The following is a 17195-nucleotide window of genomic DNA, read 5'->3' as shown; positions in this document are numbered from 1 at the left end:
CATTGACGCACGGCCGCGCGTCGGGGTCAGTCCCCGCGACGGGGGACGCCGAGACGCGCTCAGTGCAGCGCGGTGGCGGCCGCGGCCTCGAAGCGCTCGGCGCTCCAGCTGCTCCAACGGGCCAGGTACCACGTCAACAGCTCGCGCTCGCTGCCGATGGCCAGGCGCTGGTAGGCACGCTTGCGGTAGGTCTTGACGGTTTCCTCGCTCACGGTCAGGTCGAGCGCGATGCCGACCGAGGACAGGCCGTAAAGGATACGGGCGCACACCTCGGCCTCGCGCCGCGGCAGGGCGCTGGTCGCGACGATGCAGTTCTCGATCTCGGGCAGCGAGGTCAGGGCCTGTGCGACGTTCGGACGGCTCCGGCAGACGTCGGCGTGCTTGGCCAGCATGGCCACCAGCAACTCGGCCGCCTGGCCCAGCTTTTCGATGGCCTCGTGTGCAAAGGGCGCATGCGAATCGGCGCGCAGCACGCTCAGGCCGAAGGCGCCGTTGGCGGTGCGGCCGCACAGCAGGATGCGGTCGCGCACGTGCGGGTACACGCGTGGGCGCAGGTCGTCGTAGCCGTGATCGCTGAAGTCGACGTGAATGACCGTGGCCGCGGCGCCCTCGACGCAGCGCTGTGCCTCGGTCATTGCCGGGTCGTGCTTCCACAGTCCCTGCTTGACGTAGCTCTCGACGCGGTCGCGGGCGGTGCGCTCCGGTTGCACGCAGCAGGCGGCCACTTCGCGCAGCTCGTCCCGCCCGAGGCGGAAGGCCGCGAAATGGTCGGCGCCGCACAGCGAATGCAGGTAGCTCGCCAGCGCCGGGCCGAAGCGTTCGTTGCCCATGCCCTCGACCAGGTGGGCGAGGGAAGTTTCCGGACTGCGGCCGCCCTCGGGTCGGTCCTGAACCATCAACGTCATCATGGGGTGTCTCCTGGCGGCTGCGCTGCTGCGCTGGGTGCCCGGACTTCTGCGTTCCATGGCAATTTCAAAATACGTAATCAGATTACGCCCATCGAAATTTTATGGTTTTAGTGGAAACCCTCGGCCGACGCCCTTCAGGCCCAGCCCATTCGGCGTGAAACCTCCTCGGCGCGGGCGGTCAGGGTCGTCGCCACGCGACCGTCCAGACGGGTGTCGATGAGCCCCGCCGAGCCCATCACGGTGATGACGCCGGCGATCGCGCCCGCGTGGTCGAAGATGGGTGCCGAGACGCCGTGCAGGCCGGGATTGAGGTCGCCCTCGACGCGCGCGAGCCTGTGGCTGCGCACGCCTTCGAACAGCGCCTCCACGTCCGCCTTGGTCATCTTGCGGGCGGTCTGGCTGGGGGTGGCGCCGGGGTGTTGGGAACCGGCCATTTCGCGCTGGATGAGGGGGGCGGTCAGCGACGCGGGCAGATAGGCGCCGAACACCCGTCCGGTGGATGAGGTGAGGACCGGCATGACCGAGCCGGGCCGGCCGCTGATGATCAGCGCGTCGTTCGTTTCCTCGAAGCGCACGAAGGTCGGGCCGGCTGCGCCCCAGACCGCCAGGCCGACGGTGAAGCCGAGTTCGTCACGCAGTTCGCCCAGCGTGGGCGATGCCACCTGCACGACATTCAGCCGCCGCAGTGCCGCAAGCCCGATGCGCACAGCCAGCGGACCCAGCCGGTAGCCGCCGCTCGCGGCGTCGCGCTCGGCCAGGCCGCTGCGGCAGAAGCTCACGAGGTAGCGGTGGGCCTTCGGCGGCTGCATCTCGGCGCGCTCCGCCACGGTCTTCAGCATCAGAGGCGCCCCGGTGTCGATCAGCGCCGACAGCACGCGCACCGCGGTGTCGACGGCCTGCACGCCGCCGGCATCCTCGTCGCTCCCGGCGCCGCCGTTGCCGGGCAGGTCTTCTTCGGTCGTGGGCGTGGACGGGTTCATCCGCATCAGCCTAGCATGGGCCTCCATGCGGCCACGACTCAGCTGCGGGCCGCGGCCAGGAGGGAGGCAAAACGTGAAACGCGCTGGCCTTGGAACCGCGCGGCAGCCAACTTCTCCTCCGGCAACCCCTTGCCGCGGCCGTCGGTGAAGCTCACGCCGTAGGGGTTGCCGCCCGCCGCGTACAGCAGCTTGTCGGTGTAGCCCACCGGCACGATGATCGAACCCCAGTGGTAGAAGACGTTGTGCAAGGCCAGCAGCGTGGCCTCCTGGCCCCCATGCACGTTGCCGGCGCCTGTGAAGGCGGCGGCGGCCTTGTCCTGCAACTTGCCCTGCGCCCACAGCGGCCCCAGCGTGTCGATGAACTGCTTCAGCTGCGCCGTCGGCAGGCCGAAGCGCGTGGGCGTTCCGAAGACGAAGCCGTCGGCCCACTCCAGATCGTCCAACGTCGCTTCAGGCACATCGCGCGTGGCCTCCAAATGTTCCTTCCAGGCCGGCTTGGCGGCGATGGCCTCGACGCCGGCCAGCTCGCGCACCTTGCGCAGGCGCGTCTCGGCACCCGCGGCGCGCGCCCCTTGCTCGACGGCGCGGGCGATCTGCCAGGTATGGCCGGTGCTGCTGTAGTAGACGATGGTGACATTGGCCATGGCTTCTTCTTTGTCTAGACGGAGAGAACGATTTTTCCGAAGTGCCGGTTGGCGCTCATGCGTTCCAAAGCGGCGCCGGCCTCGGCCAACGGGAAGCGGCTGTCGATCGGCAGCGCGAGCCGGCGTTCGCCAATGGCGCTGCCGAGGTCGGCCAGCATCTTTGCGTTGAGCGCGCGAACCTCCTCGATCGAGCGTGTGCGAAAGGTGACGCCGATGTAGCTGATGCGGCGCAGTGCATGGAGTTGGAAGTCGAACTCGCCGCCGGCGCCGCCGAGGCGCCCGAGGTTGACGATGCGCCCGCCGATCGCGGCCGTCTGCATGGTCTGCGCGAACTGCTTGCCGGTGACCTGGTCGACGACGACTTCCACGCCCTTGCCACCGGTGGCCTCCAGGACGCGCTGGTGCCAGTCGGGCTGGCCGGGGTCGAGCACCAGGTCGGCGCCGAACTCGGCCAGCCGGGCGCGGCGCGCAGCGTTGGTGGAGGTGCCGATCACCTTGCCGGCGCCCAACAGCCGTGCGATCTGCAGCCCCATCAGGCCGACGCCGGAGGCGGCGCCGTGAATCACGACGTCCTGGCCGCGTTTCAGTTCCCCGTGGGTGACGATGGCATCGTGCATGGCCTGCAACGCCAGAATGAGGATGCTGGCTTCCTCGTAAGGCAGGGTGCTGTCCGGGATCCTGCAGGCGCGGCCGCCGTCGGTGACCGCGTATTCGGCGTAGGCGCCGGCGCCGGTGCACATCACGCGATCGCCCGGCTTCCAGTCGCCGGACTGCGGGCCCGCCTCCACCACCTCGCCCGCCCACTCCATGCCGATCACCTTGCCGTCCCTGGCTGCGAGTCCGGCGAGGTCGGCGCGGTTCAGGCTGGCCGCTTTGACGCGCACGAGGATTTCGTTGGGCTGGGGCTGCGGTACCGGCACGTCGGCCAGCCGCGCGCCTTGCACCGTGGAGACAATGGCTTTCATCCAGCCAGCATAGGCAGCGCCCGCGGTGCGGTCTGCCCCCCTTGGACGGGACAGACAGCGCTCGCCGCGCAGCTAAGCTGAACTTCATGATCTACGAGCTGCGCCTCTATTCCGTCGCCCCGGGCCGCATGGCGGACGTGCACACCCGCTTCAACGAGCACTTCCCGGCGCTGTTTGCCAGGCATGGCGTCGATTGCGTCGCGCGCTGGAATGCGGTGGCCGGCCCGGACGCGCCGCGCTTCGTGTACCTGATGGCGTACCGCGACTATGCGCACCGGGAGGCGGTGTGGGCCAGCTTCTACGCGGACGCCGAGTGGTGGCGCATCCGCGCCGAGACCAATGCCGGGCACGAGATGGTGGAGCGGCACGACCTGTTCTTCATGAAGCCCAACGTGGCGTGGAGCATCGAAGACGATCGGGCGACGGCGGTGGGCGGCCTGCACGAGCTGGTGCAGCAGCAGATCGCGCCCGGGCAGAACGCCAATGCCAACGTGTTCCTGCAGCAAATGTGGCTGCCGCTGGTGCGCGAGGCGGGCGCTCGCGTGCTGGCCGTGTGGGACATGGCCTCCGGCGCCGGCATGCAGAAGATCGTGCTGCTGTATGCCTGGCCGGATGCTGCGACGTGGCACGCGGGGCGCCAGACGCTGGACCGCAACGAGACGCTGCGCGCGGCCTTCGCCGAGCAGCGCAAGAAGCACGGAATGACGTTGTTCCAGCGCGCCGAAGTGAACCTGCTCGACCCGGCGCCGGGCATGACGATCCGCGCCGGGCTGGGGCGCAGATCTGCATGACCCTCGAGGTCACGCTGGAGGCGTGGCTGCCGCATGCAGCCGTTCCCGCAGACTGAGCGCGAACACCGCGCCCAGCATGGCCAGCGCGAGCGCGCAGGCCGTGAACACGGGGCGCGTGCCGACGCGGTCCACCACCGCCGAGGCCGCGGCCACGCCGGCAGCGATGCCGAGGAACATGGTGGAGGCGAACAGGCTGACGGCGGTGCCGCGCAGCGCGGGCACCATCTGGGTGGCATGTGTTTGCAGCGTGCCGTGCAGCATGTAGAAGCCGACGCCGGCCAGGAGGCAGGCCGGCAGCGACAGCGCCCAGTGATGGCCGACGGCCAGTGCAAGCCAGCCGATGCCCAGCGCGAGCCCACCGACGAGCACCATGCCGCTTTCGCCCAACACCGCCAGCAGTCGCCGGGCCGTGAAGGCGTAGAAGAAGCCGCCCACGCCGTACAGCGCCACCACGGCCGCCGCCGCCGACAGGCCGAGCCCGAACTCGCGCACCAGGAAGGCCGGCAGGAACGCCAGGCCACCGAAAGCGAAGGCGCCTTCGACCATCACGATCAGCAACATCCAGCGCGCCCACGGGACCGAAAGCACGTTGCGGATGTCGCACAGGTGGCCGTTGGGGGAGGGCGGTCGCACGGGTTCCGCACGGACGTCGCGATTCAAGCGGATCGCCAGCCCGCCTGCGCAGAGCACCACGGCCAGCACCGCGAACACTGCGCGCCAGCCCAGCCATTCGGTGAGCACGCCCGACACCCACTGGCCGGCGATCATCCCGCCCAGTGACAGCATGAGGAAGCGTGCAAGCACCGGCTGCCGGTCGGCATACGGCACGGTGTCGCCGACCCAGGCCAGGACCAGCGCGATGATGCCGGCGGCGGTGGCGCCGGCAAGGAAGCGCGCCACCACCAGCATTTCCAGGCTCATCGCAAACAGAGCCAGCACGTTGCCCACCACGCAGCCCAACGCGGCGCAGCCGATCACGCGCCGCTTGCCGTAGCGGTCGCCGAGCGGGCCGAACAGCAGTTGCAGCAGGCCGTAGGCCACCGCATAGACCGACACGGTCAGCGCGGCGCGGCCGGTGGTGACGCCGAAGGCCTGCGCCAGTGCGGGCAACATCGGATCGCAGACGCGCATCATCGCGCTGCTGCAGAAGTGCACCGTGGCGAGCGCAGCCAGGCCGCTTCGCCGCAGGCCGGTCATGCCTTTCCCGCGTCCTGCTTCTCGAAGCCGGGGCGCGGAATCAGCGACAGCCAGGTGCTGCTGAGGCCGCCATCGACCAGCACGTCCTGGCCGTTCACATAGCCGGACCGCGGGCTCGCGAGGAAGGCCACCACTTCGGCGATGTCCTTCGGGCCGCTGATGCGACCCGCCGGCACGATGGACTCGCGCTTCTTCAGCACGGATGGGTCCTGGTAGATGCCTTCGGTCAGCGGCGTGCGCACCATCGCCGGGCTCACCACGTTGCTGCGGATCCGGTGTTCGCCCAGTTCCACGGCCAGCAGCTGCGACAGCATCCTCACGCCCGCCTTGCTGATGCTGTAAGGGCCGCTGTACGGCTGCGGCACGCGGCCCGAGATCGAGGCGACATGGACCATGCTGCCGCCGCCCGCGGCGATCATCTGGCGGCCGAAGGCCTGCGCGCAGAGCAGGAAGCCGTTGAGGTTGACGGCCATCAGCCGGTTCCAGCGCTCCAGCTCGATGTCCATCAGCGCCGCCGCGTAAATAGTGGCGGCGTTGTTCACCAGCACGTCGCAGCGGCCCAGCTCGCGTTCCACGGTCGCGGCGGCGCGTTCCACGTCGGCCTTGTCGGTGATGTCGCAGGCGACCGCGATGGCGCGGGCTCCCGTGCTGGCGATGTCAGCCGCGGCCTTCGCCGCGCCTGGTTCGTCGCGATCCAGCAGAGCCACCCTGGCGCCGACCTGCGCGAGTTCACGCGCGATCCCGATGCCGATGCCACCGGCCGCGCCCGTGACGACGCAAACCTTGCCTTCGAGCTGAAGCCAGGATTCAGCCATGCCGTCAGACCTGCGGATTGGCGATGCGCACCACGATGCCTTCGGTGGCGGCGCTCATGACGATCTGGCACGCCAGGCGGCTGTTGGCCTGGCGAGCTGCGGCGGTGTAGTCCAGCATCTGGTCCTCGCCGGGCGCCATGGAGGACAGGTGATCGGCATAGCCGTCCTCGACGAACACGTGACAGGTGGCGCAGCTGAGCGCGCCGCCGCAGTCTCCGATGATTTCGTCGATGCCGCGGTCGCAAGCAGCGCGCATGAGGTTGGTGCCGATGGCGACGTCGACGTCGCGGCGTGCGCCGTCGGCGCAGATGAAGGTGGCCTTGGTCATGGCGCCACTGTCGGCCGCCTGGGCCTGGATGTCAGTCCCCTCGGAGGGGACGGTCGCGCACGGTGGGCTCGGTCCTCCCGATCCCGCAGGCTGTACCGCCGCCGGGGGACTGTGGTGGCGGCGACGCCCACCTACAGTCGTGCCATGACCCAAGCCCTCGCCGTCCTGACCGAATGGGTGCACCTCCAGTACGAGGAGCGCGCCGCCTTTACCGAAACCTACGGCTTCGCCGGCAATCAGGGCGCGGTGAACCTCGAAGGCATCCGATTCCGGCCCGCCGACAAGGCGTCGGACACGCTGATGGTCTTCATGCACCCGGCCTCCACCCTGCAGCTGTTGCCGGTCCCGCGCGCGATGGCCGAGACCGGCGCGCACGTGCTCTGCGCGGGCAGCCGCTACCAGCGCAACGACACCGCACTGATCATGGAGAAGGTGTTTCTCGACCTGGGCGCGTACATCCGCCACGCCAAGGAGGTCTGGGGCTACAAGCAGGTGGTGCTGGTCGGCTGGTCCGGCGGCGGCGCACTGGCGGTGAGCTACCAGGCCGAGGCCGAGAACCCCAGCATCACGCACACGCCGGCCGGCGACCCGGTGAACGTCAAGGGCGCAGGGCTGATTCCGGCCGATGCCGTGGTTTACCAGGCGGCGCACCTTTCGCGTGCCCACTTGCTGGCCGAAGCCATCGACCCGTCGGTGAAGGACGAACTGGACCCGGATGAACGCGAGGTCGAACTCGACATCTACGATCCGCGCAACCCCAACCAGCCGCCGTACTCGCCCGAGTACATCCAGCGCTACCGCGCCGCTCAGCTGGCCCGCATGCGGCGCATCACGGAATGGGTGAAGCAGACGCTGAGCGAGCTGAAGAGGCGCGACACCGGCGAGATGGAACGCCCCTTCATCGTTCACCGCACACTGGCCGATCCGCGCTTCCTGGATCCGACGCTGGACCCGAACGACCGCAAGCCGCGCTGGTGCTACATGGGCAACCCGGAGGCGGTGAACACCGGCCCGGTGGGGCTGGCCCGCTTCACCACGCTGCGCTCCTGGCTGTCGCAGTGGTCGCTGGACGACTCCTGCGGCAACGGCCTGGAGGGCGCCAAGCGGATCAAGGCCCCGCTGCTGGTGATCGAGAACAGCGCAGACGACGCTGCGCCGCAGACGCACCCCAAGATGCTGTACGAGGCGGCCGCGTCGCCCGACAAGACTTTCCGCATCATCAAGGGCGCCACCCACTACTACGCGGGCCAGCCCGAACTGCTGAAGGAAGCCACGGCGCTGATCCGCGGCTGGCTGCAGCAGCGCGGCCTGCTGGAGTCCTGACCCCTTGAATGCCAAGGCGGCCATGGGGCCGGCGCTGGTCGTCCTCGTCGTGACCCTGGCCACGGGGGTGCAGCCGCTCGGCACCGATCTCTACCTCGCGGCGTTGCCCGCGATCCGAAACGAGTACGCCGCGCCGGTGGGCGTGGTGCAGCTGACGCTGGCCGTGCTGGTGTTCAGCTTCGGTCTCAGCCAGCTGGTGTGGGGGCCCGCCGCGGACCGCTTCGGCCGCAGGCCGGTGCTGGCGGCCGGCTTCCTGCTGTACGCCGCCGGCGCGGGCCTGGGCGCCCTCGCGCCGAGCATCGAGGTGCTCATCGCCGCCCGCGCCATGCAGGGCCTGGGCATCGCCGCAACCATGGTCTGCGGCCGCGCCATGGTGCGCGACCTGTTCGAGCAGCAGCACGGCACCCATGTCATGGCCGTCGCGATGTCCGCGCTGGCCTGCATGACCATGCTGATCCCGGTGACGGGTGCGCTGCTGACGCAGGCGCTGGGTTGGCGCTCCACGTTGTGGTCCATGGCCTTGTGCGGATTGGCCGGCGTCGCGCTGGTGCTGCTGCGGGTGCCGGAGACGGCGCGTGCGCTCAATCCTGGCGCCTTGCAGTTGGGGCCGCTGTTCGCCGGCTATGCACGCATCGCCCGCAACCCGGCCTTCCGGTCCTGGACCCTCCTCAACTCGTGCGGTTTCGCGGCCAACTTCGGCTTCTTCTCCAGTTCCGCCTACCTCTTCATCGAGACCTTCGGCGTGTCGCGCGTGGCCTTCGGGCTGGTGATAGGCGGGGCGTCCGTCACTTACCTGATGGGCACCTTCCTTTGCCGGCGCTGGATCGCGGCGCATGGCATCGTGGTCTCCGTGCGCCGCGCCGGCTTCTTGTCGCTGGCCGCCGCCGTCCTCCTGATCGCGCCGCAGCTCGCGAATGCGCACACACCCGTCACGCTGGCCGCCGGCTTGTGGCTGATGCTGCTCGCCTACGGCATCCATCAACCCTGCGGCCATGTCGGCATGGCCACCCCCTTCCCGTTGCAAGCCGGCGCGGCCTCGGCGCTTGGCGGCTTCATCTTCGCCGCCGCCGCCTTTCTGTGCGGCACCTGGATGGGGGTGATGTACCGCAGCGGCAGTGCTGCCGTGCTGTCGCTCACCACCGGCGTGCTGGTCGCATCCACCGGCCTGATCGCCCTGACGCTGGTGCAGCGCCATGGCCGCCCCGAGATCGCTCGACCCGTCTCACCCTGAATCGTTCCAACCTTCATCCCACGAGGACCATCATGACCCACGCATACATCGCCGGCTGGGGCCACACGCCTTTCGGCAAGCTGGACAACGTCGAACTGGAGCAACTCATCCGCGACGCCGTGCAACCGGCATTGGACGGTGCAGGCCTTGCGCCCGAGGACATCGACGGCATCTTCGTCGGCCACTTCAACGCCGGATTCGTCGGCCAGGACTTCACCGCCTCGCTGCCGGCGGTGGCGATGCCCGAGTTCCGCCACACGCCGGCGGTGCGCACCGAGAACGCCTGCGCCACCGGCTCGGCGGCGATCTGGGCCGCGCTGGATGCGATGGCGGCCGGGCGCATGAAGCGCACGCTGGTGATCGGCATGGAGCGCATGAACGGCTTGCGCACGCCGGAGGTAGCGGCCACGCTGATCAAGTGCTCCTACGTCAAGGAAGAAGGCAGCGACCCGGCCGGCTTCGCCGGCATCTTCGGCGGCATCGCGACGAGGTATTTCGAGCGCTTCGGCGACCAGTCCGATGCGCTTGCGGCGATCGCGGCCAAGAACCACGCCAATGGCATGCACAACCCCTACGCGCACATGCGGCGTGACTTCGGCTTCGACTTCTGCCGTACGCCGTCGGACAAGAACCCCTTTGTTTCAGGGCCGCTCAAGCGCTCCGACTGTTCGCTGGTGTCCGACGGCGCCGCCGCGCTGGTGCTGTCGACCGAGCCGCTGGCCGGTGCGAAGGTGTCGCCGGTGCGCTGGCGCTCCCGCACGCACGTCAACGACTTCCTGCCGATGTCCCGCCGAGATCCGACGCAGTTCCTGGGTGCGGCGATGGCCTGGCAGAAGGGGTTGGAGGCGGCCGGAGCGAAGCTGGGCGACCTGTCGTTCGTCGAGACCCACGACTGTTTCACCATCGCCGAGCTGCTGGAGTACGAAGCCATGGGACTGGCGCCGCACGGACAGGGCGCGCGCGTGATCCTCGACGGGGTCACCCGCAAGGACGGCAAGTTGCCCGTCAATCCGTCCGGCGGATTGAAGTCCAAGGGGCATCCCATCGGCGCCACCGGCGTGTCGCAGCACGTGATGGCGGCGATGCAGCTGTCGGGGACGGCCGGCGGCATGCAGGTGGGCGACGCCCGCGTCGGCGCCGTGTTCAACATGGGCGGCTCCGCGGTCGCCAGCTACCTGAGCATCCTGGAGAGCGCGTGATGAACGCAGCGCAGGTGATGAATCTCGGGCGGCTGCTGACGCACACGGCACGCCTCTTTCCGGACCGGCCGGCGCTGATCCAGGACGGCGGTCGGACCTGGACCTGGCACGAGATGGAACGGCGCGTCGCGGCGATGACCGCGGCGCTGCGCAAGCTGGGCCTGCGCAAGGGCGAGCGCATCCTCGTGCAGTCGCGCAACAACGTGCAGATGTTCGAAAGCTGCTGGATCGCGTTTCGACTGGGCTGCGTCTGGGTGCCGACCAACTTCCGGTTGACGCCATCGGAGGTGGCGTACCTGGGCGCCTCCAGCGGCGCCAGCACCATGATCGTGGAGGACGTCTTCGCGGGCCACGCCGACGCGGTTCGCGAAGCTTCGGCGGCATTGACGCACGTGATCGCCATTGGCACGCCACGCGCCGGCGAGCATTCCTATGAAGACCTGGTGCGTGATCACCTCGACCTGCCCGGGGAGCACGAGACGGTGGGGTGCGACGACCCGCTCTGGTTCTTCTACACCTCCGGCACCACGGGGCGCCCGAAGGCCGGCGTGCTGACGCACGGGCAGATGTCCTTTGTGGTCACCAACCACCTGGCCGACCTGATCCCCGGCACGACCGAGCGCGACTGCTCGATCGCGGTCGCGCCGCTGTCGCATGGCGCCGGCATCCATGCGCTGCTGAACGTCGCGCGCGGAGCGCCCACGGTGTTGCTGGCCGGCGAGAAGCTGGAGGGCGAAGCTTTCTGGCGTGCGGTGGAAAAGCACCGCGTCACCAATCTTTTTACCGTGCCGACCATCGTCAAGATCCTGGTGGAGCACCCGGCGGTCGACCGCTACGACCACAGCTCGCTGCGCTACGTGATCTACGCCGGCGCGCCCATGTACCGCGCTGACCAGAAGCTGGCGCTGCAGAAGCTGGGCAAGGTGCTGGTGCAGTACTTCGGCCTGGGCGAGGTGACCGGCAACATCACCGTGCTGCCGCCGGATATGCACTCGGCCGACGATGCGGACCCGAACGCCCATATCGGCTGCTGCGGCCGCCCGCGCACCGGCATGGAGGTGGCAATCCTCGACGCCCAACTGAGGCCGCTGCCCGCGGGCGAGGTCGGTGAGATCTGCTGCCGCGGCCCGGCGGTCTTCGCCGGGTATCACGGCGATCCGGAAGCGACCGAGAAGGCGTTGCGCGGCGGCTGGTTCCACACGGGCGACCTCGGCAGGATGGACGAGCGCGGCCTGCTCTTCATCACGGGCCGCGAATCGGACATGTACATCTCGGGCGGCTCCAACGTCTACCCGCGCGAAGTGGAGGAGGTGCTGCTGACGCATCCCGCTGTCGCCGAGGTGGCGGTGCTGGGAGTGCCGGACCGCAAGTGGGGCGAGGTCGGCGTGGCCGTGGTGGTCAAGCGCGAAGGTGCGCAGGTGGATCGCGACGCGTTGATGGCGCACCTGGAGGGCCGCTGCGCGCGCTACCGCTGGCCGCATCACTTGTTCTTCTGGGACATGCTGCCGAAGTCCGGCTACGGGAAGATCGCGAAGAAGGACATCCGGCAGCAGCTGTTCGAGCGCGGCGAGATAGAGGCGTGACGCAAGCGCGCCGCATCGGGCTGATCGGCCCGGGTGCCATGGGCCAGGGGGGTGGCGCACCCTGGGGCTGGTGCTCGAGGCAGCGAGTCTTTCCGGGGATCAATTGAGATCCTTGAGTTGGAAACCGGGCGTTCGCGCCTGCGCGCCGGTCACGTGCACCCCCTTGGCCAGAAGCCGCCGCGCCAGCATGTGGTCGCCGGCGCGGTTGATGGTCTCTACCGCGGCCAGTCGCCCGTTGCGGATGCAGAGCACCGTGCATGCGCGGGATTGCGGCTCCGCCAAGACCACATGTTCATCGTCCGCGGCGCGCAGTCCCGCGATCTGCAGTTTCAGGTCGCCCTGGTCGCTCCAGAACCAGGGGACCGGGTTGTGCGACACCGCCTTGCCCGTCAGCCGCGTGGCCACGCTGCGCGCCTGGTCGGACGCGTTCTGCACCGACTCGAGTCGGATCCGCCGGCCCGACACCTGATCGGGGAAGCCGGCCACGTCGCCAATGGCTGAGATCGCCGGATCGGAGGTGACCAACTGCTCGTCAACGCTGATGCCGTTCTCGACGGCCAGCCCGGCTCGCACCGCGAGCTGCGTCCGCGGCTCCGCGCCGATGCCGACCACCACGATGTCGGCACGCAGTTCCTGGCCGTCCACGGTGCGCACAGCGGCGATCTTCCCGTTCCCTTCGAGCGCCGAGATGCCACATCGAAACAGCAGGCGGGTTCCGCTCTGCACATGCGATTCAACAACGATCCGGGCGGACTCGGCTGACGCTGCGCGAGCCAGTGCCCGGTTGGCGACATCAACCACCGTGACGTCCAGTCCGAGCGTGCGTGCCACGGCAGCGAACTCGAGCCCGATGAAGCCCGCACCCACCACCACCGCACGACGGCTGGCCAGCAGGCGATCCCGCAGTCCGTTCGCATCGCTCAAGGTCTGCAGGCTCAGCACTCCGTCCAGGGCCGCGCCTTCGAGCGCGATCTTGCGCGGGCTGGAGCCGGTGGCGATCACCAGGTGGTCGTAGGAGATGCTCTCGCCGGATTGCAGCGCGACGCGCTGCGCCTGGCGGTCGATGTACTCCGCCCGCCCCTGCACCAGCTGAACCCGATGCTCGTCGAAGAAGCGCTCAGGACGAAAAAGCAAGTCCGAGGCCTTCGCCTTCGCAAGCAGGTAGGCCTTGGAGAGCGGAGGGCGCTGGTAGGGCAAGCAATCCTCGTCGCCGAGCAGCACGATGTTGCCGCCAAAGCCTTCCTGCCGCAGGGACGCGGCGCATTGGAAGCCAGCGTGACCGGCGCCGATGATCACGACCTGCTGCATTGCGAGCTCCTCCAGAAGGGGACCATTGCCGCGTCAACGCGCGCCCATGGGCCGGCGCCTTGTTCTGTCGAATGCGGCACATGTCTTTCGGGGTCAGACTCACCGGTCTGGGGACACGCCTTCCGATGTCCACCGAACCGGGCTTCGTCGGTTTCCAGCTTGTACGGGAGCAGCCATTCCATCAACGTACCTCCTAGCCAGGAATGGTCACTTCAAAGACGCAGGCTGTCTGTCCCTGCAAAGGGGACATCCGCACTGGCGGAAACGCAACTGCCTCTTTGCGTGGCAGTCAATGTGAGGTTCATTTCCGAAGCGACGATGCGTCGATCCTGTTGCCGCCTGGTGCGTCGGCAGTGGCGGGCATGCGGCGAGTTCGTCCTCTCACGAAACGATTGCATCGAGAAATGAGCGGCTGCATTCCCTCTGCACTCCAGCAAAACTCAACAATTGTCAAAGATCCCGCCTTCATCGGAGAAAGGCGAAATCTGCCTGGATATCTGCATTAGAGTCCGCGCCTTGCCAGGGAGGAACAGAGCACCGGCCACACGAGTGCCGCGCACGCACTTCCTTTCGAGTGCACTTCAATTCGCAGTAAACAGGACTCAGGTCATGAACAGGATTTTCCGTGTCGTCTGGAATGACGCGCTCGCCCTTTGGGCCGTTGCATCCGAACTCGGACGCGGCCACGCGAGATCAACCGCCACCACGCAGGGCGTGGCCCTGCTTGCCGCCACGTTGCTGGTGGCGGGCGCTTCCTTGCCGGCTTCGGCCGCATGCACGACCGACACGAACACCCATGCGATCACCTGCACGGGAGAGGACCAGTCCACCACCGTGGGCACCGGACCGACGACCCCGGCAGGCACTGCGGTCGTGGTCACTTCGGGCTCGATCGTCAGCACAGGCAACAGCTCCGGTATGAGCGTCAACGACGCAGCCAGTGTCGTCGTCCAAAGCGGGGCCACAGTGCAGAACCACTCCATCGGCGCCCAGTCGCCCTTCGGGGCCATCGGCGCGAACACGATCGAGGTCAACAACAACAGCACGATCACCGTCGAGGCGGGCGCGACCGTCGCCGCCACCGGCACGGCGACCAATTCCGAAGCCATGAATCCCATGGGCACGGGCAACACCATCATCAACAACGGAACCGTCCGGTCCGCACACGCGTCAATCTGGTTCCAGGCCAACAGCGGCGCCAACACCGTCGTGAACAACGGCACGATCATCGCGGGCGACGGTACCAACTCGACCGTCGAGACCGTCATCGGCGCCAGCGGAACGATGGCCATCGACTTCACCAACCGCGGCAGTCTCACCGGCTCGCTCGCCTTTGCGGCGGGCAGCGATGCGTTGCGCTGGTACACGGGCGCCTCGATCACCGGCAACGTCAACGGCGGTGCGAGCACCGACCTGCTCACGCTCAACAGCGACAGCAACGCGGCCGGTACCTTCGCGCCGCTGTCGCTCACCGGTTTCGAAACGCTGGTCAACAACAGCGGCACCTGGACCTTCAATCCGGCGCTGGCGCCAGCGGGCATCACCAGCGCGACGGTTCTTGGCGGAACGCTGATCCTGGGGGCCGACAACAGCGCCTACACGGGCAGCATGAGCGTAGGTTCGAACGGCGTGTTGCAGAGCAGCGCGCAGTTTGCGCCGGCGGCGATCACCAACGACGGTCTCGTGCGCTTCGCCCAGCCCGACGACGCAAGCTACGCCGGCCTGGTGAGCGGCGCGGGCGGCCTCGAAAAGACCGGCGCCGGCGTGCTCACGCTGACCAGCGACCAGGCATTCACCGGCCTCACCACCATTACCGCGGGAACGCTGCAGCTTGGCAACGGCGGCACCACCGGTTCGGTGCAAGGCGACATCGTCGACAACGCGACGCTGGTCGTCAACCGTTCGGATGCGCTGACGCTGTCGGGCACCATCAGCGGTACCGGCTCGCTCGTGAAGGAAGGCGCCGGCACCACGACGCTGACGGCGGCCAACAGCTACAGCGGCGGCACCGCGCTCAAGCAGGGCCGATTGAACGTCGGCAACAGCCTGGCGCTGGGCACCGGCGCGCTGGCGATGGACGACGGCACCACGCTCGGCTTCGTTGCCGACGGCCTGAACCTCGCCAACGCCGTCGTGCTGACCGGCAACAACGACCCGGTGATCGACTCCGGGAGCTTCAGCGCGACGCTCAGCGGCAACATCAGCGGCGGCGGCTTCCTCACCAAGCTGGGCAGCGGCACCCTCACGCTCTCGGGCAGCAACAGCTACACCGGCGCGACGGATGTGGCCGAAGGCACCCTCAGGGCCGGCGCCATCGGCACCTTCAGCGCAGCTTCGGCGCACACCGTGCAAAGCGGCGCCATGCTCGATCTTGCAGGCTTCAGCCAGACGGTCGCTTCGCTCGCCAACAGCGGCACCGTTTCGCTCGTGGGCACCGTTCCGGGAACCACCCTCACCGTCAACGGAGCCTATGTCGGCAACAACGGCGTGCTGCGGCTCGGCACCTTCCTGGGCGACAGCACCAGCGTCAGCGATCGGCTGGTGCTCGATGGCGCCAGCGCCTCGGCCAGCGGCAGGACCAGCGTGCAGATCGCCCAGCTTGGCGGCCTCGGCGCACTGACGACGGGCAACGGCATCGAAGTGATCTCGGCACTCAATGGCGCCACCACCACCGCGCAGACCACCAGGGATGCGTTCACGCTGGCGGGCGGACATGTCGACGCGGGCGCCTACGAGTACCGCCTGCATGCCGCCGACGCGAACGGGGCCGGCGAGAACTGGTACCTGCGCTCGACCACCAACGCGCCGGAGACGCCGGTGGCAGGCACGGGCGGATCGACGGGCACGAGCGGATCGACAGGCAGCCCGACCCCCGTGCAGGTGCCCGCCTACCGCGTTGAAGTCCCGTTGCTCTCCGCGCTGCCCAGCCAGGTACGCCAGATGGACCTCGCCATGATCGGCAACCTGCACCAGCGCGTGGGCGATGACGACGTCAAGGCCGGCGGCGCCGCATCGACCGGCGTCGGGCGCCGTGCCTGGGGCCGCGTGATCTCCACCGACATCGACATCCGCCAGCAAGGCACCGTCAGCCCTTACAGCGAGGGCAGCGTCAAGGGCTTCCAGGCGGGCACCGATCTGCTCGCCGCCTCGAACTGGCGTGCCGGCGTGTACGCCGGCCAGCTCGACGCCGACGTCAAGGTCAATGGTTTCGCGAGCGGCATCGCCAACCTGGCCGTCGGCGCCAACGACCTGCGCAGCCAGTACCTGGGCGCGTACGGCACCTGGACCGCCGATTCGGGCTTCTATGCCGATGCCGTGCTGCAGGCCGGGCGGCACCGCTACACCGTCGAGCCGATGTCGGCCGCGCGCAGCGTGGGCAAGGGCGACAGCCTGATGGCATCCATCGAAGTGGGCCAGGCCTTCGCGCTCGGCGCGAGCGGCTGGAAGATCGAGCCGCAGTTGCAGCTGATTCACCAGCACATTGGCTTGAACGATCTCGTGATCTCCGGCGCGCGCGTGCGGCAGGACAGCGACGACGGCTGGATCGCGCGCGCCGGCGTGCGCCTGAAGGGCGAGTTCGCCACGGGCCTCGGCACGCTGCAACCTTATGGCCGCTTCAACCTCTACAAAGCGAGCGCCGGTGCCGACGTGGCCCGCTTCATCGGACCCGCCGCCGCGACCGACATCACAAGCCGCACCGGTTCCACCGTCAGCGAACTCGCCGGCGGGCTTACCCTGGCGCTGAATCCGACGACCAGCATCTACGGCGAGATCGGCAAGCTGTGGGCTTCGGGCGGCGCGACGGATGTGAAGACTTCCGTGCAGGGCTCGCTTGGGTTGCGCATGAAGTGGTGATGCGGACAGGTATGGTGCAAGCAGTGCAGCGATGCGCGCTTTTGACAACGATCGCCACCCGCACAACC

General features: G+C 68.5%; 14 protein-coding genes. 6 read left to right on the top strand and 8 right to left on the bottom strand.

Translation table 11 applies throughout. From position 1 onward, the window contains the following. Positions 1 to 59: 59 nt before the first annotated feature. From AC3A6Y_RS21035 to AC3A6Y_RS21020, 4 genes are all read right to left on the bottom strand, one after another. Positions 60 to 908: a response regulator transcription factor gene (locus AC3A6Y_RS21035; protein WP_487870167.1), complete on the bottom strand. Its 849-nt coding sequence runs from the start codon at positions 906 to 908 to the stop codon at positions 60 to 62. A gap of 134 nt (positions 909 to 1042) precedes the next feature. After that, positions 1043 to 1888: an IclR family transcriptional regulator gene (locus AC3A6Y_RS21030; RefSeq protein ID WP_487870166.1), complete on the bottom strand. Its 846-nt coding sequence runs from the start codon at positions 1886 to 1888 to the stop codon at positions 1043 to 1045. A 38-nt stretch (positions 1889 to 1926) separates the two neighbouring features. Next, positions 1927 to 2532, bottom strand: coding sequence for an NAD(P)H:quinone oxidoreductase (gene wrbA / locus AC3A6Y_RS21025; protein ID WP_487870165.1), 606 nt, complete (start codon positions 2530 to 2532; stop codon positions 1927 to 1929). A gap of 14 nt (positions 2533 to 2546) precedes the next feature. Further along, positions 2547 to 3497, bottom strand: a complete 951-nt coding sequence (locus AC3A6Y_RS21020; protein ID WP_487870164.1) for a quinone oxidoreductase family protein — start codon at positions 3495 to 3497, stop codon at positions 2547 to 2549. Positions 3498 to 3583: 86 nt separating this feature from the next. Between AC3A6Y_RS21020 and AC3A6Y_RS21015 the strand changes: the two genes are divergently transcribed. Then, a complete protein-coding gene (locus tag AC3A6Y_RS21015) occupies positions 3584 to 4288 on the top strand; it encodes an NIPSNAP family protein (protein WP_487870163.1) in 705 nt (234 codons plus the stop codon). A 9-nt stretch (positions 4289 to 4297) separates the two neighbouring features. Here AC3A6Y_RS21015 and AC3A6Y_RS21010 read toward each other — a convergent pair whose 3' ends face one another. Genes AC3A6Y_RS21010 through AC3A6Y_RS21000 form a run of 3 tightly spaced genes read right to left on the bottom strand, consistent with a single transcriptional unit; the run spans position 4298 to position 6628 of the window. Next, a complete protein-coding gene (locus AC3A6Y_RS21010; RefSeq protein WP_487870162.1) occupies positions 4298 to 5485 on the bottom strand; it encodes an MFS transporter in 1188 nt (395 codons plus the stop codon). Further along, positions 5482 to 6300 carry an SDR family NAD(P)-dependent oxidoreductase gene (locus AC3A6Y_RS21005; RefSeq protein WP_487870161.1) on the bottom strand — a complete coding sequence of 273 codons (819 nt, stop codon included), beginning with the start codon at positions 6298 to 6300 and terminating at the stop codon, positions 5482 to 5484. The genes AC3A6Y_RS21010 and AC3A6Y_RS21005 overlap by 4 nt, the downstream gene beginning before the upstream one ends. Before the next feature lie 4 nt (positions 6301 to 6304). Further along, complete coding sequence (locus AC3A6Y_RS21000; protein WP_487870160.1) at positions 6305 to 6628, bottom strand: 2Fe-2S iron-sulfur cluster-binding protein; 324 nt, start codon at positions 6626 to 6628, stop codon at positions 6305 to 6307. A 144-nt stretch (positions 6629 to 6772) separates the two neighbouring features. On the opposite strand from AC3A6Y_RS21000, the gene AC3A6Y_RS20995 reads away from it, so the two are divergent. Genes AC3A6Y_RS20995 through AC3A6Y_RS20980 form a run of 4 tightly spaced genes read left to right on the top strand, consistent with a single transcriptional unit; the run spans position 6773 to position 11964 of the window. Beyond that, complete coding sequence (locus AC3A6Y_RS20995; protein ID WP_487870159.1) at positions 6773 to 7951, top strand: alpha/beta fold hydrolase; 1179 nt, start codon at positions 6773 to 6775, stop codon at positions 7949 to 7951. 4 nt (positions 7952 to 7955) lie between these two features. Then, the gene (locus AC3A6Y_RS20990; RefSeq protein WP_487870158.1) at positions 7956 to 9182 is read left to right on the top strand and encodes an MFS transporter; all 1227 of its coding nucleotides are present in this window, start codon (positions 7956 to 7958) and stop codon (positions 9180 to 9182) included. A 32-nt stretch (positions 9183 to 9214) separates the two neighbouring features. Beyond that, complete coding sequence (locus tag AC3A6Y_RS20985) at positions 9215 to 10381, top strand: acetyl-CoA acetyltransferase (protein ID WP_487870157.1); 1167 nt, start codon at positions 9215 to 9217, stop codon at positions 10379 to 10381. After that, entirely contained in the window at positions 10381 to 11964 is a 1584-nt protein-coding gene (locus AC3A6Y_RS20980) for an acyl-CoA synthetase (protein WP_487870156.1), read from the top strand. Before AC3A6Y_RS20985 ends, AC3A6Y_RS20980 begins: the two co-directional genes overlap by 1 nt. A 99-nt stretch (positions 11965 to 12063) precedes the next feature. Here AC3A6Y_RS20980 and AC3A6Y_RS20975 read toward each other — a convergent pair whose 3' ends face one another. Next, entirely contained in the window at positions 12064 to 13272 is a 1209-nt protein-coding gene (locus AC3A6Y_RS20975) for an NAD(P)/FAD-dependent oxidoreductase (protein ID WP_487870155.1), read from the bottom strand. A 609-nt stretch (positions 13273 to 13881) separates the two neighbouring features. On the opposite strand from AC3A6Y_RS20975, the gene AC3A6Y_RS20970 reads away from it, so the two are divergent. Further along, entirely contained in the window at positions 13882 to 17127 is a 3246-nt protein-coding gene (locus AC3A6Y_RS20970; RefSeq protein WP_487870154.1) for an autotransporter outer membrane beta-barrel domain-containing protein, read from the top strand. The last annotated feature ends 68 nt before the right edge of the window (positions 17128 to 17195 follow it).

This window comes from Variovorax sp. Soil_C_17, from assembly GCF_057657265.1.
This window is presented reverse-complemented; position numbering and strand designations above follow the sequence as displayed.